The sequence below is a fragment of the Streptomyces sp. SAS_272 genome (assembly GCF_052543235.1).
Window position 1 is genome coordinate 8099 of the sequence record NZ_JBMNDR010000019.1, and the last position, 20742, is coordinate 28840.

Annotated in this window: 17 protein-coding genes and 1 pseudogene; 14 read left to right on the plus strand and 4 right to left on the minus strand. The window is 73.3% G+C overall.

All coding sequences use genetic code 11. The features are described 5' to 3' along the window. Window positions 1-54 precede the first annotated feature (54 nt). The 12 genes and pseudogenes from ACN6LD_RS13975 to ACN6LD_RS14030 all read left to right on the plus strand — a co-directional run bounded on the left by ACN6LD_RS13975 (window position 55) and on the right by ACN6LD_RS14030 (window position 13186). Window positions 55-234 (plus strand): hypothetical protein, encoded by a 180-nt coding sequence (locus ACN6LD_RS13975; protein ID WP_107442103.1) that lies wholly within the window; start codon window positions 55-57, stop codon window positions 232-234. Between the two features lie 73 nt (window positions 235-307). Then, the gene (locus ACN6LD_RS13980; protein ID WP_445043318.1) at window positions 308-838 is read left to right on the plus strand and encodes a MauE/DoxX family redox-associated membrane protein; all 531 of its coding nucleotides are present in this window, start codon (window positions 308-310) and stop codon (window positions 836-838) included. Between the two features lie 15 nt (window positions 839-853). Continuing rightward, the gene (locus ACN6LD_RS13985; RefSeq protein ID WP_445043319.1) at window positions 854-1405 is read left to right on the plus strand and encodes a peroxiredoxin family protein; all 552 of its coding nucleotides are present in this window, start codon (window positions 854-856) and stop codon (window positions 1403-1405) included. Then, window positions 1402-3234 (plus strand): ABC transporter ATP-binding protein, encoded by a 1833-nt coding sequence (locus ACN6LD_RS13990; RefSeq protein WP_319195242.1) that lies wholly within the window; start codon window positions 1402-1404, stop codon window positions 3232-3234. The genes ACN6LD_RS13985 and ACN6LD_RS13990 overlap by 4 nt, the downstream gene beginning before the upstream one ends. Continuing rightward, window positions 3231-3704 (plus strand): S26 family signal peptidase, encoded by a 474-nt coding sequence (locus ACN6LD_RS13995; RefSeq protein WP_319195240.1) that lies wholly within the window; start codon window positions 3231-3233, stop codon window positions 3702-3704. The genes ACN6LD_RS13990 and ACN6LD_RS13995 overlap by 4 nt, the downstream gene beginning before the upstream one ends. A gap of 331 nt (window positions 3705-4035) precedes the next feature. Beyond that, window positions 4036-6156, plus strand: a complete 2121-nt coding sequence (locus tag ACN6LD_RS14000; protein ID WP_319195239.1) for a DEAD/DEAH box helicase — start codon at window positions 4036-4038, stop codon at window positions 6154-6156. A gap of 239 nt (window positions 6157-6395) precedes the next feature. Further along, window positions 6396-7688: a DUF4190 domain-containing protein gene (locus tag ACN6LD_RS14005; protein WP_445043320.1), complete on the plus strand. Its 1293-nt coding sequence runs from the start codon at window positions 6396-6398 to the stop codon at window positions 7686-7688. 147 nt (window positions 7689-7835) lie between these two features. Further along, window positions 7836-8588 carry a GntR family transcriptional regulator gene (locus tag ACN6LD_RS14010; protein ID WP_057584397.1) on the plus strand — a complete coding sequence of 251 codons (753 nt, stop codon included), beginning with the start codon at window positions 7836-7838 and terminating at the stop codon, window positions 8586-8588. A 382-nt stretch (window positions 8589-8970) separates the two neighbouring features. Next, window positions 8971-9138: pseudogene (locus ACN6LD_RS14015) on the plus strand (SPOR domain-containing protein); the annotation flags it as partial. A gap of 214 nt (window positions 9139-9352) precedes the next feature. Further along, window positions 9353-9760: a (deoxy)nucleoside triphosphate pyrophosphohydrolase gene (locus ACN6LD_RS14020; RefSeq protein WP_445043321.1), complete on the plus strand. Its 408-nt coding sequence runs from the start codon at window positions 9353-9355 to the stop codon at window positions 9758-9760. A gap of 112 nt (window positions 9761-9872) precedes the next feature. After that, the gene (locus tag ACN6LD_RS14025) at window positions 9873-10301 is read left to right on the plus strand and encodes an ATP-binding protein (protein ID WP_319197329.1); all 429 of its coding nucleotides are present in this window, start codon (window positions 9873-9875) and stop codon (window positions 10299-10301) included. A 269-nt stretch (window positions 10302-10570) separates the two neighbouring features. Next, on the plus strand, window positions 10571-13186 hold the full coding sequence (locus ACN6LD_RS14030) for a SpoIIE family protein phosphatase (protein ID WP_445043322.1): 2616 nt from the start codon (window positions 10571-10573) through the stop codon (window positions 13184-13186). A gap of 189 nt (window positions 13187-13375) precedes the next feature. On the opposite strand, the gene ACN6LD_RS14035 is transcribed toward ACN6LD_RS14030, so the two are convergent. Next, window positions 13376-14950 carry a hypothetical protein gene (locus ACN6LD_RS14035; RefSeq protein ID WP_445043323.1) on the minus strand — a complete coding sequence of 525 codons (1575 nt, stop codon included), beginning with the start codon at window positions 14948-14950 and terminating at the stop codon, window positions 13376-13378. A gap of 424 nt (window positions 14951-15374) precedes the next feature. Between ACN6LD_RS14035 and ACN6LD_RS14040 the strand changes: the two genes are divergently transcribed. Both ACN6LD_RS14040 and ACN6LD_RS14045 read left to right on the plus strand, forming a co-directional pair. Next, window positions 15375-16751 carry a hypothetical protein gene (locus ACN6LD_RS14040; protein WP_445043324.1) on the plus strand — a complete coding sequence of 459 codons (1377 nt, stop codon included), beginning with the start codon at window positions 15375-15377 and terminating at the stop codon, window positions 16749-16751. Between the two features lie 63 nt (window positions 16752-16814). Then, window positions 16815-17150 carry a hypothetical protein gene (locus ACN6LD_RS14045; RefSeq protein WP_445043325.1) on the plus strand — a complete coding sequence of 112 codons (336 nt, stop codon included), beginning with the start codon at window positions 16815-16817 and terminating at the stop codon, window positions 17148-17150. Here the strand turns inward: ACN6LD_RS14045 and ACN6LD_RS14050 are convergent. From ACN6LD_RS14050 to ACN6LD_RS14060, 3 genes are read right to left on the minus strand one after another with little or no spacing between them, the layout of a single operon-like run. After that, window positions 17128-17901 carry a succinate dehydrogenase/fumarate reductase iron-sulfur subunit gene (locus tag ACN6LD_RS14050; RefSeq protein WP_319194085.1) on the minus strand — a complete coding sequence of 258 codons (774 nt, stop codon included), beginning with the start codon at window positions 17899-17901 and terminating at the stop codon, window positions 17128-17130. The genes ACN6LD_RS14045 and ACN6LD_RS14050 overlap by 23 nt on opposite strands. After that, complete coding sequence (locus ACN6LD_RS14055) at window positions 17898-19865, minus strand: fumarate reductase/succinate dehydrogenase flavoprotein subunit (protein ID WP_319194084.1); 1968 nt, start codon at window positions 19863-19865, stop codon at window positions 17898-17900. Before ACN6LD_RS14055 ends, ACN6LD_RS14050 begins: the two co-directional genes overlap by 4 nt. 32 nt (window positions 19866-19897) lie before the next feature. Then, window positions 19898-20731: a hypothetical protein gene (locus ACN6LD_RS14060; protein ID WP_445043326.1), complete on the minus strand. Its 834-nt coding sequence runs from the start codon at window positions 20729-20731 to the stop codon at window positions 19898-19900. Window positions 20732-20742: the final 11 nt, after the last annotated feature.

Sequence of the window (20742 nt, forward strand, 5' to 3'; positions counted from 1 at the left end):
CCCCCCCCCCACCGCGGAGTACGCACATCCCATCCCCACAGGAAGAGGAGAACCATGCGCACACTCAAGGCCGGTGCGGGCCGTCTGATCGAGCGGATTCTGCCCAAGGCCGTGGCGGACGCGGGCTGCCCGCCGGACTGCTGGACCGAGTGGAGCACCAGCGCCCAGCGCTGCCGCCGCTGCTGTTACACCGGCGCGTGCAAGGTCAGCTGCGGAAGCTGGGACTACTGCTGAACCACCACGGGGCGGGCCGCGTGCGGCCCGCCCCGTGCCCGCCGGCCCAGCGCCCCTTCACCCGGAGTCACCCTTGTCCGACCTGCTGCTCGTCTGCCGCCTGACCCTGATCTGCGTGCTGGCCGTGGCCGGCCTCGCCAAGCTGCGCGACCGCCGCCGATTCGCCTCGGCACTGGGCGACCTCACCGTGCCCGCCGCCGCCCGGCCGGCGCTGGCCGTCCTGGTGCCCGCGGCCGAGCTCCTCGCCGCCGTGCTCCTCGCCGTGCCCCGGACGATCACCGCGGGGCTGGCCGTCGCCGCCGCTCTGTGCGCGGCGTTCAGCGTCGTCGCCGTCACCACCATGCGGCGTGGCAGCCCGGCCGGCTGCCCCTGCTTCGGCAGCAGGACCACCGTGCCCATGGGCCCCTGGCATGTCGCACGGAACGCCGTTCTCACGGTGCTCGCGCTCCTCGGCGGCGTCATCGCCCTCACCCAGGGCGCCACCGCCCCCTACGACGCGCCGGCACTGGTGCTCGCCGTCGCGGTCGCCGGCTATCTCACCACGCTCGCCGTCTTCACCGACGACCTCGCCTTCTTCTTCTCCGCCCGCACCGGCCAACGCTGAAAGGACGATCACAGAGTGAGTCACGCCATCGCCGGCCTCGCCCTTCTCGCCGCGGTCACCCTGGTCAACGCCCTCCTGACCGTCGCGGTCAGCAGACGCTGGCGGACCATGATGGCCCCCGCCCCGGCCGCCGCGGCCCCGGGGCCGCCGGCCCTCGCCGTCCAGGAGGGCGACCGCGCCCCCGCGTTCACCCTGCACACCCCCGGGGGCGACGTCAGTGCGGCCACCCTGGCCGGGCACCCCGCCCTCATCTGCTTCCTCCGCCCCGACTGCGGGCCCACCAGGGAAAGCCTTCCCGGGATCCAGCGGTGGGCCGAGGCGAACACCCCGTCAGGCGCACGGCTCGTCGCCGTCGTCAGCGGCCCGCCCGCGGAAGCCGGCTCCCTGCTCGACGCGGTCGGCCCGTTCACCGAACTCACCGCCACCGACCCGCCGGACGGACCCGTCGCCGGCGCCTTCGGCGTCCGCCACCACCCCTCGTTCGTCCTCCTCGACGCCGACGGGACCGTCACCGGGACGGGCATCGGCCAAGGCTCCCTGCCCGCGCTCGACCTCCTCACCGCATGAGCGGGCGGTCCGCCTCCCGCCCCGCCGATCTCCTGCGGGGCCTCAGCGCCGTGCTCGCCCTCACGGTGCGGTCCTGCCCCGGGGCCCTCGCCGCCCGCGTCGCCACCGTCGTCATCGCGGGCGCAGCCCCCGTGGCGGCCTCCTGGCTGCTCAAGTACGTGGTCGACAGCCTCACCGCGGAGGGGTTCCGCGCCTCGGACCTCAACTGGGCGGCGGCCGGCATCGGTCTGCTCACGGTCCTCCTCGCCGCCGCCTCGGCCGTCTCCTCCTATGCCGACGGCCGTATCCGCCGCGCCACCTCCACCCGGGCGCAGAGCGAGCTGCTCACGGCTGTCAACCGGCTCAGCGGACTGTCCAGGCTCGAGCAGCCCGCCTTCCACGACCGCGTCCAACTCGCCGTCCAGAGTGCGCAAGGGGCCGAGCGACTGGTCGGCGCGGCCCTCCAGGGCGCCCAGAGCGTCCTCACCCTGGCGGGTTTCCTGACGAGTCTCCTGCTCGTCAGCCCCACCCTGGCCGCCGTCCTCGTCGTCGCGGCCGTTCCGGCCCTGTTCGCGCATCTGGCCAACAGCCGGCATCGCGCCGACATGTTCTGGCGCACCAGCAGCCTCGCCCGCCGCCAGATCTTCTACCGAGGGCTCCTCACGGACTCCCAAGCGGCGAAGGAGATCCGCCTCTACGGCCTCGGCGGCTACTTCGCGCAGCGCATGCGCACCGATCTCGACAGCATCAACCGGCAGGAGGAACGTCTCGACCGACGCCTCGTCACCTACGAGACGGCCCTCGCCGTCCTCGGAGCCGGCGTCTCCACCGCCGCACTCGTCTGGGGCGTGCACCAGGCGGCCGCCCACGTCCTCACCGCCGGTGACGTGTCCCTCCTCGTGGCGGCCCTCGCCGGCATGCAGACGGCGCTCGTCGGCCTGGTGGGGTGCATCGCCCAGAGCCACCAGACGGCCCTGATGTTCAGCCACTACCTGCATGTCGTCCAGGTCCGCGACGACCTCCCCGCCCCGGCCGCCCCGATCGCCCCCCCGCCCCTGCGCGAGGGCCTCGAACTGCGGGACGTCTGGTTCCGCTACAGCGACGACGGACCGTGGATCCTCCGCGGAATCAGCCTGTTCGTCCCGCACGGCACCAGCCTGGCCGTCGTCGGACTCAACGGGGCCGGCAAGAGCACCCTCGTCAAACTGCTGTGCCGCCTCTACGACCCGCAGCGGGGCAGCATCCACTGGGACGGCATCGACATCAGGGACTTCCCCGCGGACCAGCTGCGCGAGCGGGTCAGCGTCGTCTTCCAGGACCCGATGGAGTACGACCTCACCGCCGGGGAGAACATCGGCCTCGGCGACCTCGGCTCCCTCCACGATCACGGGCGCATCCGCGCCGCCGCCGACGACGCGGACATCCACACCGCCCTCACCCGCCTCCCCCACGGGTACGACACCATGCTCAGCCGGATGTTCTTCCCCGACGACACCGAAGACAGCAGCCCCGGCGTCCAGTTGTCGGGCGGCCAGTGGCAGCGCCTCGCGCTCGCCCGGGCCCTGATGCGTTCCGAACGCGATCTCATGATCCTCGACGAACCCGGCACCGGTCTCGACGCGGTCGCCGAACGTCACGTCCACGACCGGCTCGCCTCGCTCCGTCAGGGCGCGACGAGCATCCTCGTCTCCCACCGCCTCAACACCGTCCGCGCCGCGGACGCCATCGTCGTCATCGCCGACGGGACCGTGCGGGAGGCGGGCACCCATGAACAGCTCATGACCGCCCACGGCGCCTATGCCGAGCTCTTCACCACGCAGGCCCAGGGTTACGAGGAGACCGTCCGGTGACGGCCGCGGCCCCGCTGCTCCTCACCCCGGCGGCGCTCCTCGTCCTCGCCGCGGCCCTGTTCCTGGCGCGTGGGCGGCTGGTGGCGGTGACCGTCCGCGGGTACAGCATGTCGCCGACCCTCATGCCCGGCGACCGGCTCCTCCTGCTCCGCGGCAGCCGCCGGGTCGCCACGGGCCGGGTGGCGGTCGTCGTCGCACCCCACCCCGAGCACGGCTGGCACACCGTCACGGGCCCGGCTCCCGACCTGCGCGACGCGTGGTACGTCAAACGCATCGTGGCCGTCGCCGGAGAGCCCGTGCCGCGCTGGGCCGGCCGGTGCCCCGGCACGCACGTGCCGCCGGGAATGCTCGTCCTCCTGGGCGAGCAGCCGGGGTCGAGGGACTCCAAGCAGCTGGGCTACTGCCCCGAGGACAAACTCATCGGAACCGTCCTGTTCCGCCTGCGGGCAGCCGCTGCCCGGTACACCTAGCCAGGTGCGCCGGGACGGGGTGAGCTTGTCGAGGTCCAGGCTGATCCCGAAGGGCACCGGTCGGGTCGCGGGCCACGAGATCGTCACCGGTGCGGACCGGCCTCTTCCGGCGGCGCCGCCCCCGGTGCCGGTCCGGCGGCTCACCGGGCGGGACGGCCGGGGCGGCCGGGGCGGCGGCGGTCGCCGATCGGGTGCGCAGGCGCCTGCCGTTCGCCTTCCGCCGTACCCCCCGCCGGGTCCAGGACCTCCCGTTCGATGCGAGCATGGGAGGTGTTCGGGGCGCAGGTGAGGGGGCGGCGTGACGCGGGTGGGGGAGCTGTATGCGGACGGTATGCGGTTGCACGACGCCGCTTGCGCGCTGCGGACCGACCACGCCCGTGCCGTGGACGCCGTCCGTGCCGCTCACACACCGCTCAGGGACGCGCTCGTCGCCGCCGAGCTCGGGTCCATCGCGCTCACCCGGCTGAAGGACGTCACCGAGGGACGGCTGCGGCTCGCGGCGGTCGAGGGGGCCGGCTTCGGCTCGGTCCGGGAGGTGTACGAGGCCGGCCGCCACCAGCTACGGCTGATCCCCGGCGTCGGCGCGCAGACCGCCGACCAGGTCCTCGCCGCCGCCCGGCAGATCGCCCGCGCGGTCGGGGAGACCGTCTCCGTCAGGATCGACGTGGACCACCCCGAGCCCGCCGCCTCGGCCCTGGTCGGCGCGCTGTACCGGCTCGTCGAGGCCGGCCCCGAGCTGCCCCGCGCGGTGGCCGCCGCCGAGCGGTACGAGAAGCGGCTCGGCGAACTGCTGCCCGCGGTCCGCCCGGCCACCGGCCGGCTGCGGCTGGCCCTCGCCGGACGGCCGCGCCGGGAGGCCGCGCGCACCGCGGTCACCGAGCTGACCGCGCTGACGGCCGAGGCCGCCGAGGCCGGCGTGGCGCTGCACCTCGCGCAGGCCACCGCCGACCTGCTGCGCGAACCGGCCTCCGAGCTCGAGCCGTGGGTCGACTTCGAGGTGCGCTCGGCCGAGTACTACAGCCTGCTGGCGGAGATCTGCGCCCGCCCGTCGGACGCGGCGGCCGCCGAGGGTTTCGTGCCGTCGGACGTGGCCGAGCAGGTGCACGCCCAACAGCTCGACGACACACACCGCCGGGTCTCCCTGCGCGGCTACCAGGCCTTCGGGGCGCGGTTCGCGCTGGCCCGGCGCCGGGTCGTCCTCGGGGACGAGATGGGACTCGGCAAGACGGTCCAGGCGATCGCCGTGCTCGCCCACCTGGCGGCCGAGGGGCACGCCCATTTCCTGGTGGTGTGCCCGGCCGGCGTGCTCATCAACTGGACCCGGGAGATCCGCGCCCGCAGCACGCTCAGGGCGGTGCCGGTGCACGGACCGGACCGGCGGGACGCGTACGCCGAATGGCGCGAGCGCGGCGGGGTCGCCGTCACCACCTTCGACGTGCTGCACACCCTGCCCGAGCCGGACGGGGGACCGCCGCCCGGCCTCCTCGTCGTCGACGAGGCGCACTACGTCAAGAACCCCCAGACCCGGCGCGCCCGCTCGGTCGCGGTGTGGACCGGGCTGTGCGACCGCGTCCTGTTCCTCACCGGCACGCCGATGGAGAACCGCGTCGAGGAGTTCCGCGCCCTGGTGCGCTGCCTCCAGCCCGACCTCGTCCCCGAGATCCACGACAGCTACGCGGCCGCCGGCCCGCAGGTGTTCCGCAAGGCCGTCGCACCCGCCTATCTGCGCCGCAACCAGAAGGACGTGCTCACCGAACTCCCCGCGCTGATCCACGTGGACGAGTGGGAGGAGTTCAGCGCCGCCGACGAGGGCGCCTACCGGGCGGCGGTCGCGGCCGGGAACTTCATGGCGATGCGCCGGGCCGCCTACGCCGACCCCGAGAGGTCCGCGAAGCTCCAGCGGCTGCGCGAACTGGTCGGGGAGGCCACGGAGAACGGCCTGAAGACCGTCGTGTTCTCCTACTTCCGCGATGTGCTCACCGCGGTCCGGGGCGCGCTGGACGACGCCGTGTTCGGTCCGGTCGCCGGCGACGTCCCGGCCGTCCGGCGGCAGCGGCTCGTGGACGACTTCACGGCCGCCGAGGGACCCGCGGTGCTGCTCTGCCAGATCGAGTCGGGCGGCGTCGGGCTCAACCTGCAGGCCGCGTCCGTGGTCGTGCTGTGCGAGCCGCAGATCAAGCCGACCCTGGAGCACCAGGCCGTGGCGCGGGCGCACCGCATGGGCCAGGTGCGGACGGTCCAGGTGCACCGCCTGCTGGTCACGGACAGCGTGGACGACCGGCTGCTGCGCATCCTCGAGAACAAGACCCGGCTCTTCGACGCCTACGCCCGCCGCAGCGACACGGCGGAGGCGACGCCGGACGCGGTCGACGTCTCCGACGACGGCCTCGCCCGCCGCATCGTGGAGGAGGAGCAGCGCAGGCTCGCCGGTCAGCCGCAGGACGCCGGGTAACGCGGCCTCGTCCCGGGCTTACGATGCGCCCAGCCGCATGCCGGCCGCAGCCGGTCGCACGTCGGTTCCGCTCCCCGGCGGCCGCGCCCGGCAACCGCGACATCGCCTGCGCGCCGGCCCCACCGCACGACCGTCCGACCCGTTGCCCGACCTTGCCCGCCCCATTGCCCCATTGCCCGACAGCCCGACAGCCCGACAGCCCGACAGCCCGACCTGTCTGAACCAGGAGCACGGTACTCGTGTCCATACCTCCGCCCCCGGGGCCCCACCAGCCCCAGGACCCGTACCAGACTCCGCCCCAGCCGGGCCCCTACCCGCAGGGCGGCCACCCGCAGGGCCCGTCTCCCCAGGACCCGTTCGCCCCGCCCCAGCAGCCCTACCCGCACGACCCGTACGCCCAGGGGCCGTACCCGCAGGCCCCGTACGGGGCCTCGCCCTACCCGGTGTGGGGGCAGGGGTACAACCCCTACGGGCGGTCCTCCGTCATCAACGGCGTGGCCATCGCCGCCCTGGTGCTCGGCATCCTCTGTTTCCTGCCGGGCGTGGGTCTGGTGCTCGGGATCGTCGCGCTGGCGCAGATCAAGAGGCGCGGGGAACGCGGCAGGGGAATGGCGATCGCCGGCGCCGTCCTGTCCTCCGTCGGTCTCGCGCTGTGGATCCTGATGCTGGCCACCGGCGGGGCCTCCGACTTCTGGCAGGGGTTCAAGGACGGCGCGGGCGCCGGCTCCAGCTTCTCGCTCGCCGAGGGCGACTGCTTCGACGTGCCCGGCGACACCTTCGGCACGGACGTCTACGACGTCGACGAGGTGCCCTGCTCCGGCGAGCACGACGCCGAGGTGTTCGCCACGATCCCGCTGTCCGGCGGCGACTACCCGGGCGAGGACAAGGTCGTGGACGTGGCCGACGACAAGTGCTTCACGCTCCAGCACGCCTACGCGATGGACTCCTGGGCGCTGGCGGAGGAGGTCGACGTCTACTACCTCACGCCCACCTCCGAGAGCTGGAGCTGGGGTGACCGCGAGATCACCTGCGTCTTCGGCAACGTGGACGAGGCAGGCACCCTCACCGGCTCGCTGCGCGCCGACGAGAGCACCCTCGACGCCGACCAACTGGCGTTCCTGAAGGCCATGGACACCGTCGACGACACGCTCTTCGAGGAGCCGGAGGACCTCCCCGAAGAGGATCTGGCGGCCAACCGGGCCTGGGCCGGCGACACCGGGGACGTCACCGCCGCGCAGGCCGCCGTGCTGGGCGGCCACACCTGGTCCGCGACGGTCCGGGCGCCGATGGCCGCTCTGGTGAAGGACATGCAGCGAGCCGGCAAGGAGTGGGCGGCGGCGGAGAAGGCCTCCGACGTGGACGCCTTCTACCGGCACTACGAGATCGCCTACGGCGTCGTGGACGGCGACACGACCGTCACCGCCCGCGAGGCTCTGGGCCTGGCCACCACGCCGCCCGACTACGACGACGAGAGCGGTGGCCCAGGGGACGGCACGGGCGGGGGCGGGGGCGACGGCGGCCTGGATGTGTGATCACGTCCTCAGCGGGGAGAAAGTGCCTGGGTGAAGCGTTTCGCCGACGGATGTCATCACATCGAGTGATTCTCTGGCCTTTACTTGCACGGCTCAACCCACGGTTGCCAGGCTGTAGCTGTCTGTACAACCTGATGGGAGTGGCCAGTGACATTCGGTGAGCAGCCGGCGTATCTGCGTGTCGCGGGTGATCTTCGCAAGAAGATCACCGACGGGTCGCTGCCACCGCACACCCGGCTTCCCTCCCAGGCGAGAATCCGCGAGGAGTACGGCGTCTCCGACACCGTCGCCCTCGAGGCGCGCAAGGTGCTGATGGCCGAGGGGCTGGTCGAGGGCCGTTCCGGTTCGGGCACGTATGTGCGTGAGCGGCCCGTGCCGCGCCGGATCGCCCGCTCCGGCTACCGGCCGGTCAGCGGCGCGACGCCCTTCCGGCAGGAGCAGGCCGAGGCGCACACGCGCGGCACATGGGAGTCCAGCAGCGAGCAGACCGAGGCGGGCGTCGCCGTCGCGGAGCGGCTCGGCATCCAGGCCGGCGACCGCGTGATGCGCACCCGGTACGTCTTTCGTGAGGCCGGCGAGGCGATGATGCTCTCCACCTCGTGGGAGCCCCTCGCGGTCACCGGCCGCACGCCCGTCATGCTGCCCGAGGAGGGGCCGCTCGGCGGCATGGGCGTCGTGGAGCGCATGCGCGCGATCGACGTCATCGTCGACAACGTCGCGGAGGAGGTGGGCGCACGACCCGGCCTCGCCGAGGAGCTGCTCGCTCTCGGCGGCGTCCCCGGCCATGTCGTCCTGGTCGTGCAGCGCACTTACTACGCCTCGGGCCGCCCGGTCGAGACGGCCGACGTGGTGATCCCCGCCGACCGGTACCGGGTCGCCTACCACCTGCCGGTGAAGTAGCCGCCGCAGCAGGCGGTGCGGTAACGCATGCGCACCGACGGCGCACACCCTTCCGGCAGTTGCCTCCGGAAACCCCACGGTCCGGGCCTGCCCGCGCGCCGTCGGAATCCGGTCGTTTCCGGACGTTCCCGCAGGTCGCCCCCTAGGTGCCCAGACCCCCGCCGACCGGACACATCGCGGCGCGCGTACGGCGCGTCCGGCCTCGTGCGCCCCCTGCGTCCTGGCTGGTTGCGTACCTCTTTGTGTAATTCCGTGTTCGCTGCGTAAAGGTAAGGCGTACGCTCGGGCATATGCGGATTGCGGTTTCCTTGGAAGGCGGGGCGCACGGCGTGCCGTGGACGGGATCCGGGCGGTCGGGGGCGGGAAGGGGGCGTGCGGCGCGATGAACGACAGCACCATCTCTCTGCCTTGGCACGTGATACGGCAGGACGACAACGGCAATCGCTACCGCGTGGGCCGGTATGCGACCAGGGCCGAGGCCCAGAAGATCGCGGACAGCCTCGACGGCCGCGGCCACAAGCAGCTGTACTGGGTCGAGCGCGTCGGCCAGGGGCAGAGTCACGGGCAAACCCAGGCGCAGGGCCACGGGCAGAGTCAGGGTCAGGTCCCGGCGCAGCCCCAGGGGCCGGGCCAGGTGCAGACGCAGGTGCAGGCGCACAACGGAGACGGCACCCGCAACTGAACCGCCACCGGAACCGGACCGTCCTGCGGAACCGGACCGCCCTCCGGTCGAGTTGCGCGGCTCCTCCCGTAGGCTCCGGCGCATGACGGAACGGATCGTGGTGGTGGGAGCCGCCCTGTTCGACGGCGGCCGTCTGCTCGCCGCCCGCCGCAGCGCGCCGCCGGAGCTCGCCGGGCGCTGGGAACTGCCTGGCGGCAAGGTCGAGGAGGGCGAGACGCCCGAGGCGGCCCTCACGCGCGAGCTGCGCGAGGAACTCGGCGTCGCCGCGGAGGTCGTCGAGCGCATCCCGGGGGAGTGGCCCCTGAAGCCGCCGTATGTGCTCCAGGTGTGGAGCGCCAGGCTGCGCCCCGGCTCCGCCGCCGCGCGGCCCCTCCAGGACCACGACGCGCTGCGCTGGCTCACCCCGGACGAGATCTGGCACGTCGACTGGCTCGACCAGGACGTTCCCGCGGTCCGCGAGACGCTCTCGAGGGTTCCCGGGGCGCGCTGACCGGCAGCCGGGTCACTGTCGTACGCCGTTCGTGCCACAGCGGGACCCGTGCGGCGGTACTGCCTCCCGGATATCGGGTATGTGCCCCTTAACCCCATGAAATCGGACAGGGGTGTACTCGCTGGCCCGGGAAGTGATCGGCGTGATCGACACCGAAGGCGACCGCGCCGAGTGGACGTTCCCCGCGGACCCCGGCGCGGTGCGCACCGCGCGCCGCGCCGTGCGTGAGCAGCTGCGCGACTGGGGCCTCGACAGCGTGGGCGACCTCGCCGCGCTGTTGGTCAGCGAACTGGTCACCAACGCCCTGCGGCACGCCACCGGTCCCATCGGCGTCAGCCTGGTCCGCCCCGCGCGACTGGAGGGCGTCCTCCTGGTGGAGGTCTCCGACCCGCTGCCCGATCCGCCCCGGGAGCGGATCGCCCGGCCCGAGGACGAGAGCGGGCGCGGACTGCAGCTGGTCGCCTCCTCCTCACGCCGCTGGGGTACCCGTCCGGGAGCCACCGGCAAGACCGTGTGGTTCGAGCTCGCCGTGCCGGATTGACGCGCCCCGGTGCGGGGATGAGCCGGTGTACAGCGGGGCCGAGGCTGTCGCCGTCGGGTTCCGGTCGCCGACCGGTGCCGGAAGGTGTGGTTCGACGACGTGTCCGCTGGTTAGAAGACGGGAAGTGTCGTCGCAGGACGGGCCGGAAAAAGCCTGGACCGTGCTGTGATCGTGAACACCGTGTCGTGCGGCCCCGTAGTGCTGGATACTGCGGGCAGCCGCCGCCGGTGACCGGTGCCGGGCGCGGTGAGCTGGAGGGGACGGTTCGCGTGAGCGAGATACCAGCGAAGGCCACGGAGTCCGAGGACCCGTCGGGCGGCGCGAGGGCCGAGGCCGCCGTGCCCGGCGCTCTCCCGGACGGCGAGCCCGGCGACGCCATATGGCAGAGCAGCCCGCCCGGCTCGATCTACGACTACATCAAGGTCGCCTCGTTCTCCATCGGCCCCGACGGTCTCGTCGACCAGTGGAGCCTGCGCGCCGAGCAGATCTTCGGCATCCCCGCCGACCGGGCCGTGGGCATGGACCCCATCGACGCGTTCATCGATCCGGACCTGCGCGAGCGCGGCCAGCGCAAGATGGCCGAGATCCTGGACGGGCGGGAGTGGACCGGTGTGGTCCCGTTCCGGATGCCGGACCCGGTGCCCGGCGGCGGGCGCGGCGAGCAGGGCCTCGCCGAGGTGTACGTCATGCCGACGCGCAGCCTGGACGGCGAGAAGGCCGCCGTGTGCATCGTCGTCGACGTCCGCACGCTCCGCAGCATCGAGACGGATCTCGCCGCCTCGCAGGCCATTTTCGGCCAATCGCCGTTCGGGTTCCTGCTGATCGACCCCGACCTGCGGGTCCGCCGCGCCAACCACCGGTTCGCGTCCGTCTTCGGCGGCGCCCCCGACGACCACCGCGGCAAGGGCGTCCACGACTACCTGCCCCGGTCCGAGGCCGACCGGGTCAGCGCGACCCTGCGCCGGGTGCTGCAGACCGGCGACTCCATCACGGACATGCACGTCACGGGCTTCGTGCCGGGCTCCGACGAGCGCCGGCACTGGTCGATCAACCTCTACCGCGTGCACAGCGGCAGCGGCCGCCCGATCGGCGTCGCCTGGCTCGGCACCGACATCACCGCCCGGCGCGCCGCCGCCCGCGAGGCCGCCGCCGCGCGGCGCAATCTCGCCCTTCTGAACGACGCGGGAGCCCGTATCGGGAACTCCCTCGACCTGGAGACGACCGCGCGCGAACTCCTCGACGTCGTCGTGCCCGGCTTCTGCGACCTCGCCACCGTCGACCTCTACCAGGGGCTCCTGGCCGGCGACGAGACTCCGCCCGGCCTCGCCGACGGCAGCGCGGAACTGCGCAGGGTCGCCTTCTCGTCCGCGGTCTCCGACGCGCCCTTCCCCGGGGCGGGCGCGCCCGTCGCCGTCGGCGCGGTCCACCACTTCCCGTTCAACTCGCCCTGCGCCGACGCCTTGCGCACCGCCCGCCCGCAGACCGTCCCCGGCGACGAGGGCGGCCTCGTGCAGGGCACGATCGCCGTCCCGATGGTCGCCCACGACACCGTCGTCGGCCTCGCGCAGTTCTCACGGACGAAGGGCAGCGAACCGTTCGGGGACCGGGACCGCGATCTGGCGGTGGAACTCGCGGCGCGGGCGGCGGTCTGCATCGACAACGCCCGTCTGTACCGGCGCGAGCACGAACGGGCGCTGATACTGCAGCGGTCGCTGCTGCCGCCCGGCGACCCCGTGGCGTCCGGCCTGGACATCGCCTGCCGCTATCTGCCCGGCAACGTCTCGACCGGCCGTCCCAGCGAGGTCGGCGGCGACTGGTTCGACGTCATCGAACTGCCCGGTCACCGCACCGCGTTGGTGGTGGGGGACGTGATGGGCCGCGGTCTGCGGGCCGCGGTCGCGATGGGCGAACTGCGTACGGCCGTCCGCACGCTGGCCCTGCTGGACCTCGAACCGGCTGAGGTGCTCTCCGCGCTGGACGAGATCGCGCGCGGCCTCGGCACCCCCGGAGGCGTCCAGCAGGCGACCAGGGCCGCCCGCCGCCCCCGGGAGGCCGATCTGTCCGAGGTGTATCTCGCGACCTGCGTCTACGCGGTCTACGACTCGGTGACCCGCCGCTGCACCTTCGCCAACGCGGGTCATCTTCCTCCGGTCCTCGTCGAGCCCGGCGAGCCCGCGCTGATGCTCGACGTGCCGCCCGGCATGCCGCTCGGCGTGGGCGGCGAGCCCTTCGAGGAGGTCGAGGTCGAACTCCCCGAGGGCGCGCTGCTGGCGCTCTACACGGACGGCCTGGTCGAGTCCCGCGACCATCCGCTGGACGAGGGACTCAACGCGTTCGTGGGAGCTCTCACCGATCCCTCCGCGCCCCTCGAGGACGTCTGCGACCACGTCCTCAGCACCCTCGACTCGCACCACGGCGAGGACGACATCGCGCTGCTGATGGCCCGGGTGCAGGGCCTGCCCGCCGACTCGGTCGGCGACTGGACCCTCCCCCGCGAGCCGCGCAGCGTGGGCCGGGCCCGGGAGCACGCACGCGGCCGGCTGCTCGCCTGGGGCCTCGAACCCCTCGTCGACACGACGGAACTGCTGGTCAGCGAACTCGTCACCAACGCACTGCGGTACGGCGAGGGGGAGATCAGACTACGGCTGCTGCTGGACCGCACCCTGGTGTGCGAGGTCTGGGACGCCGGTCTCGTCCAGCCGCGCCGGCGCCGCGCCCGGGACACCGACGAGGGCGGCCGCGGCCTCCAGCTCGTCGGCCTCCTGGCGGCGGCCTGGGGCTCCCGCCGGACACCGCGCGGGAAGACGGTGTGGTTCGAACTGCCGCTGCCGGACGGCGAGACGGGCCTGGCGGACCCGGCGGAGGCGTTGCTGAGTCTCTTCTGACCCCCGCTCAGGCGCGGGCGGGGCCCGGGGGCGGACGGCAGGACGGCCATCGCCCGTCGGCGGCCCCGCCGCAGGCGGCGACCCGATCCTGGCGCGGCCCCTCGCCTCCCCGGCCACCCGCGCCCCGTCAGCCTCCCTTGCCGCCTGCGCGCTCACGTGCCGCCTGCACGCTCACGTGCCGCCATGGGCTCACGTGTCGGCGGAGGGCGGGGTGGTGGGGTTCGCGGGCGGGGCGTCGGCGGGGGGCTCGGGCGGGACGATGCCGCCCAGCACGCCACCGGCCGCACCGATCCCGCCGGCCGTCCCCTCCGGCGCGGGGGCGGGGTTGCCGTGCGTTCGCACGTCCTGCTCGGCCAGCTCCAGCGACTCCAGCGCGAGGTCGTCGGCGGCCCGGCGGTCGGCCGGATCGTTCGCGGCGAGGAGACGTTCCGCCTCGGCCAGCCGGGTACGGGCGGCGGCGCCGACCGCACCGCGGTGCGTCTCGACGAAGTCCGACGCCGCGCCCGTTGCGGTGCGGGCGGTGATCAGCGCGGCGGCCCGCAGCACGCCGCTGCGCCCCGGGGCGAACGGCTCCGTGGCCCGCACGATCCGGCGCAGCATGCCGACCGGGTCGGCGGGCCGGCCTGCCGTCAGCTCCTGCCGCACGGAGGCCAGGACGACGTCCGCGTGCCGCAGCAGGGCCTCCTGCGGCGGGCCGGATGCCTCGGCCGCCCGTGCCGCGGACAGCTCCGCCTCCGCACCGGTCAGGGCGGCCGGCACCGTCTGCTCGGCCGCCTTCAGCAGCGCGGCGAGCCGGTCGACCCCGCCGAGCAGGACCGCGGCCTGGGCGACGGCGGCCTCGGCGGCCCGCAGATGGGTCGCCGCCGTGCCGGCCCGTCCCGCATCGGCGGCCTGACGGGCCTCGTTCAGCCGGACGGTGGCGAACAGCAACCGGTCCTTGCACTGTTCGACGTTCCCGATGACGGTGGCGGTGGCGGTGGGCGCGTACCGCGTCCGCAGGCCCGCGAGGACGGTCTCCGAGGCCGCCACGCGCCCGGTCAGCTCCCGGAACCTGCCCTCGGCGACGCCCAGCGCATCCCCCGGCCCGCCGTCGGGGCCTCGCAGCCGCGCCAACGCGTCGGCCACCGAGTCCAGCCGCCGTGTCGTCTCCTCGCACCGACCGACGATCCCCGCGAGGGCGTGCGCCCGGGCCGCGTCCTCGGCCGGCGTGCCCTCGTCGTAGCGCAGGCGCATCCGGAACGCGGCGGCGAGTTCGGTCCCTGCCTCCTGGACGGTCAGGCGTAGGGGCGTCACGGGGTCCCTGCCGAACAGGGTCTCGGCGTGGTCGAGTTCGGTGCGGGCCGCGCGGATGCGGTCGTCGGCCTCGACCAGCGCGGCGCGGGCCCGCCCGTCGAGGGCTGTGAGGGGCGGGGCGGAACCCGGCGGCGGGGGACCGCCCGACCCGCCGGGGGTGGTCCGGCTGCGGGCCCGCCGGACCCGGCGCACATACCCGTAGCCGGCGATCGCACCGACCGCGGCGACCGCCACGAGCGGCAGCACCAGGTCGGCGGTGGACGTCTCGTCCTCTTCCTCCCCGGCGGCCGCGACGGTGCCCGCTGCGGACGCCGGCTCCTTGATCGCAACCGGAGCGTCGTCGCCCGACGTCATCCCTGGCAACACCAGCCACACGAGCCCGATCGCGCAGCCCAGCACGGCGTGCGCCACCCGCACGGATATGTGCGGCCCGGGACGCCGCGGTCGGCCTCGATGCAGGGAAGAGGTCACATTTGGGAGCGTATGGCCGCGAATCCGGTCACGCGAGCGGGATGCACCCGGGCCGGGGGCGATGGGGCGCGACGACACGGGAGGGGTGACCGGGATGGACCGATCGCCGGAACGCACGGAGCCGAAGCCGATTCCGAAGCCGACGACGAAGCCGGAGCCGAAGCCGGAGCCGGAGTCCACAAGGAGGCCGGAGTCTGAGCCGGAGTCCACGACGAAGCCGGAGCCGAAGCCCAAGCCGGAGCCGGAGCCGAAGCCGGAGCCGGAGTCCACAACGAGGCCGGAGTCTGAGCCGAAGTCCACGACGAAGCCGGAGCCGAAGCCCAAGCCGGAGCCGGCGGAGGACCGGGTCGTGCGGGCTCAACCGACGCCCAGGCAACGGCCCGGCCCTGCCCCCGCAGCGGCGGACCCCACCGCAGACGCCGATGTGAACACGGACACGGACACAGGCACGGACACAGGCACGGACACAGGCACGGACACGGACACAGGCACGGGCACGGGCACGGACACAGGCGCGGACACCGACCCCGCCCCCGTCGTACCGGAAGCCGCCCCCGGCACGGGCGTCGCCGCCCCCGCACACGCCGCGGACGCCGGTACTGGCCCCGTCGCTCCCGTCGCCCCCGTAAGCCCCGCCGCCGAGGCCGCCGGTCAGGCCCCCGCCCCCACCCGCGTCCCGGCCCCCACCCCCGCGCCCGGTGACGCGCCGCCCGCGTCCGGCGCCGAGGGCGGTGGCGGCGGTGCCGACGACCCCGGTGACGACCCCGGGGCTTCCGGGGGCCGCCGGCCGGCCCGACGTCGCCTGCGCCGGGTCCGCCGCGCCGCCCTCGTCCTCGTCCTGCTGCTCCTGGCGCCGATCCTCGTCGCCGAGGCCGCGTTGCGCGTGAACTACCTGGGCGATCCGGCCGACGGCACGTACACCCGCGGCAAGGACGCCGTCTGGCTGGGCCACGCCTGGGTGGACGGCCGCAAGACCGACGCCGACGTCGACACCCTGGCCCGCCGCCTCGCCGACACCGGCATGCGGGACCTCTATGTGCACGCCGGGCCCCTGGAGCACGACGGCACGCTGCCGAAGTCCGCCTACGCGAACGCGCGGTGGTTCATAGCCGCGGTGCACCGGAAGGCGCCGAAACTGCGCGTCCAGGCCTGGCTCGGCGACGTGCTCGCCACGGAGACCCCGGACGGCATGCGACTGGAACGGCCGGAGACCCGCGCCGCCGTCGTACGGTCCACCCGCGAGATCCTGGCGGCCGGTTTCGAGGGCGCCCACTTCGACCTCGAACCCCTCCACTCCGACGACGCCGACTACCTCACGTTGCTCGACTCCCTGCGCGCCGTCACCCGCGCGCAGCACGCCCAGCTCTCCGTCGCGGCCCACCAGATCGACCCGGTGCCCGGGTTCCACTCCTTCTGGGGCGCGACCACCGGGCACCCCAAGTGGTGGTCGCAGAAGTTCTTCGGCCAGGTCGCCCGCCGCGTCGACCAGATCGCCGTGATGTCGTACGACACCATGCAGCCGCTGCAGAGCACGTACGGCGGCTACGTCGCCCAGCAGACGTCCCTCGCCCTGGAGGTCACCCCGCGCTCCACCGACCTGCTGATGGGCCTGCCCTTCTACCGCGAGAACCGCTTCGGCCACTGGGCGCACGCGGAGACGGTCGCCGCCGCCGTCCGGGGCGTCCGGCTGGGCCTGTCCCACACCGACGCCGACCGCGAGAACTTCGGCGTGGCGGCGTACGTGGACTTCGCGGCGACGGAGACCGACTGGACGTCGTACCAGGACGGTTGGGTCCGATAGAAGGACGGGCTTTTTACCCGCCGCACCCCTGGTGAACGCCGGGGGCGCTGGGATCATGAAGTCATGTACTGGGCATTGGTGGGCGTCAGCGTCGTCTGTGTGACGATCATGGGGGCGATGGGCGTCGCGGGCGTCACCCGGGAGTGGGCGCCGCCGCTCGGCCGCAGGCGGGTGCTGCGGCCGAGGCTGTGGGGGACCGGCGCCCTGATGAGCGCCGGGGGCCTGGGCCTGTTCATGTTCCTGGGCCCGCTGGCCACCGACCGACCGATGGTGAACTTCTACATCCCGCTCGCCGGGATGGCCGTCAACTTGGCCGGGCTCGGCCTGCAGACGCTCGCCCGGCGCCCCGGTCGCACGCCTCAGTCGCCCCCCGCGTCTACGACCCCGACCGTCTCCTGATCTTCGAGCCCAGCCACACCAGCGGGTCGTACTTGCGGTCGACCGCGCGTTCCTTCAGCGGGATCAGCGCGTTGTCGGTGATCTTGATGCCCTCGGGGCAGACCTCCGTGCAGCACTTGGTGATGTTGCAGTAGCCGAGGCCGTGCTCGTCCTGGGCCGTGCGCTTGCGGTCCAGGCCGCTCGCCTCGGCCCCGTCCAGCGGGTGCATGTCCAGCTCGGCGACCCGCATGAGGAAGCGGGGGCCGGCGAACGCCGTCTTGTTCTCCTCGTGGTCGCGCACGACATGGCAGGTGTCCTGGCACAGGAAGCACTCGATGCACTTGCGGAACTCCTGCGAACGGTCCACGTCCTCCTGGAACATCCGGTACTCGCCGGGCCCGACCCCCTCGGGCGGCACGAACGACGGCACCTCCCTGGCCTTCCGGTAGTTGAACCCGACGTCCGTGACCAGGTCGCGGATCACCGGGAAGGCGCGCAGCGGGGTCACGGTGATCGTCTCGTCGGGGGTGAACACCGACATGCGCGTCATGCACATCAGCCGGGGCCGCCCGTTGATCTCCGCCGAGCACGAACCGCACTTGCCCGCCTTGCAGTTCCAGCGGACGGCGAGGTCGGGCGCCTGCGTGGACTGCAGCCGGTGGATGATGTCCAGCACCACCTCGCCGTCGTTGACCTCGACGGCGAAGTCCTCCAGACCGCCGCCCTCCGTGTCACCCCGCCAGACCCGGAACCGTGCCTCGTAGCCGCTCATTCGCACAGCTCCTCTTCGGTGAGGTACTTGACCAGCTCCTCCTTCTCGAAGAGGGCGAGCAGGTCGGGGCGGACGGGTTCGGTGGTCTCGCGGACGAGCTGGATCCGGCCGCGCCGCGGGTCGTCGGCCGCCGCGCCCTCGGTGGGATCGGCGAGCCGGCAGAGCAGGTTGACGTTGCGCCAGGTCCGCTCCATCGCCGGACAGTCCTCGCGGGTGTGGCCGCCGCGCGACTCGGTGCGTTCCAGCGCCGCCCGCGCCACGCACTCGCTGACCAGCAGCATGTTCCGCAGGTCGAGCGCCAGGTGCCAGCCGGGGTTGAACTGGCGGTGGCCCTCGACGCCGGCCCGCCGGGCCCGTGCCCGCAGCTGCGCCAGCCGGTGCAGGGCCTCCTCCATCTCGGCCTCCCGGCGGATGATGCCGACCAGGTCGTTCATCGTCTGCTGGAGTTCCTGATGGAGGGTGTACGGGTTCTCCGCCGGGCCGCTCGCGTGGGCGGTCCCGGGGTCGCCGCTCGCGGGCCCCGCGCCGGCCGTCTCGGCGGAGAAGGGGCGCAGCGCCTCGGCGGCCGCCGCGTCCACCTGCGCCTCGTCCACCGGCGGGCGCTCGTACGTCGTCGCCGCCGCGTACTCGGCCGCGTGCAGGCCCGCCCGCCGGCCGAACACCAGCAGGTCGGAGAGGGAGTTGCCGCCGAGCCGGTTGGAGCCGTGCATGCCGCCGGCCACCTCGCCCGACGCGAACAGCCCCGGCACCCCGCGCGCGGCCGCCGTGTCGGAGTCGACCGCGATGCCGCCCATCACGTAGTGGCAGGTCGGCCCCACCTCCATGGCCTCGGCGGTGATGTCGACGTCCGCGAGCTCCTTGAACTGGTGGTACATCGAGGGCAGCCGGCGCTTGATGACCTCGGCGGGCATCCGCGTCGACACGTCCAGGAAGACCCCGCCGTGCGGGGAGCCGCGACCCGCCTTCACCTCGGAGTTGATGGCGCGGGCCACCTCGTCGCGGGGGAGCAGCTCCGGCGGACGCCGGTTGTGGTCCGGGTCCTCGTACCAGCGGTCGCCCTCCTCCTCCGACTCGGCGTACTTCTCCTTGAAGACGTCGGGGACGTAGTCGAACATGAACCGCTTGCCCTCGGAGTTGCGCAGCACCCCGCCGTCCCCGCGGACGGACTCCGTGACGAGGATGCCCTTCACCGACGGCGGCCAGACCATGCCCGTCGGGTGGAACTGCACGAACTCCATGTTGAGCAGGGGCGCTCCGGCCAGCAGGGCCAGCGCGTGGCCGTCGCCGGTGTACTCCCACGAGTTCGACGTCACCTTGAAGGACTTGCCGATGCCGCCGGTCGCGATGACCACGGCGGGCGCCTGCAGGACGAAGAAGCGGCCGCTCTCGCGCTCGTAGGCGAAGACTCCGCTCACCCTCGAGCCGTCTTTCAGGATCCGGGTGACCGTGCACTCCTGGAAGACCTTCAGCCGTGCCTCGTAGTCGCCGCTCTCCCGGTGATCCTCCTGCTGGAGCGAGACGATCTTCTGCTGGAGGGTGCGGATCAGCTCCAGGCCCGTCCGGTCGCCGACGTGGGCGAGGCGCGGGTACTCGTGGCCGCCGAAGTTGCGCTGGGAGATCCGGCCGTCGGCGGTGCGGTCGAAGAGGGCGCCCCAGGTCTCCAGCTCCCAGACCCGGTCCGGGGCCTCCTGGGCGTGCAGCTCGGCCATCCGCCACTGGTTGAGGAACTTGCCGCCGCGCAGGGTGTCGCGGAAGTGGACCTGCCAGTTGTCGTGCTCGTTGGCGTTGGCCATCGCCGCCGCGATGCCGCCCTCGGCCATCACCGTGTGCGCCTTGCCGAACAGCGACTTGCAGATGACGGCGGTGCGGGCGCCCCGTTCACGGGCCTCGATGGCGGCCCGCAGTCCGGCGCCTCCCGCGCCGACCACGACGACGTCCCACTCCTGGCGGTCGACCACGGACATCAGCAGGCCCCACTCATCAGGTTCGGCAGCATCTAGAAAAACCTCGGATCGTCGAACACACCGGACGCGACGAGATAGACGTAGAAGTCGGCGAGCGCCACGCTCACCAGCGAAGCCCAGGCCAGCTGCATGTGACGGGCGTTGAGCCTGCCGACGAACTGCCACGCCCGGTAGCGCACGGGGTGCCTCGAGAAGTGCTTCAGCTTGCCGCCGACGATGTGCCGGCAGGAGTGGCAGGAGATCGTGTACGCCCAGATCAGCCCGATGTTCAGCAGGAAGACGAGGGTGCCGAGCCCCATGTGCCCCCACGCGTAGTGCTCGTCGCGGAAGGCGAGCACGGTGTCGTAGGTGAGGATCCCGGCGACGACGATCGCGGCGTAGAAGAAGTACCGGTGGACGTTCTGCAGGATCAGCGGGAAACGGGTCTCGCCGGTGTACTTCCTGTGCGGCTCGGCCACCGCGCAGGCCGGGGGCGAGGCCCAGAAGCCCCGGTAGTAGGCCTTGCGGTAGTAGTAGCAGGTCAGCCGGAAGCCGAGCGGGAAGATCAGGATGATGATCGCGGGGGAGATCCCCCACCACGCGCCGAAGAGCTCCGCGTTGGGGCCGTGCCGCATGGTGTCGCAGTTCTCCGCCAGGCACGGGGAGTAGAACGGCGAGACGTAGGGGGCCGCGTAGTAGTCGGCGTTCGCGAAGGCCCGCCAGGTCGAGTAGACGACGAACGCCAGCAGACCGGCGGCGGTGGCGGCGGGCGCCAGCCACCAGCGGTCGGTCCGCAGGTGGGACGCGGCGATCGCGGCGCGGCCGGCGCCGCGTACGCCGCTCGGGGGATGGGGGTCGGTGGAGGCGGGTTCCGTACCAGTGGCCAACGCAGGACTCC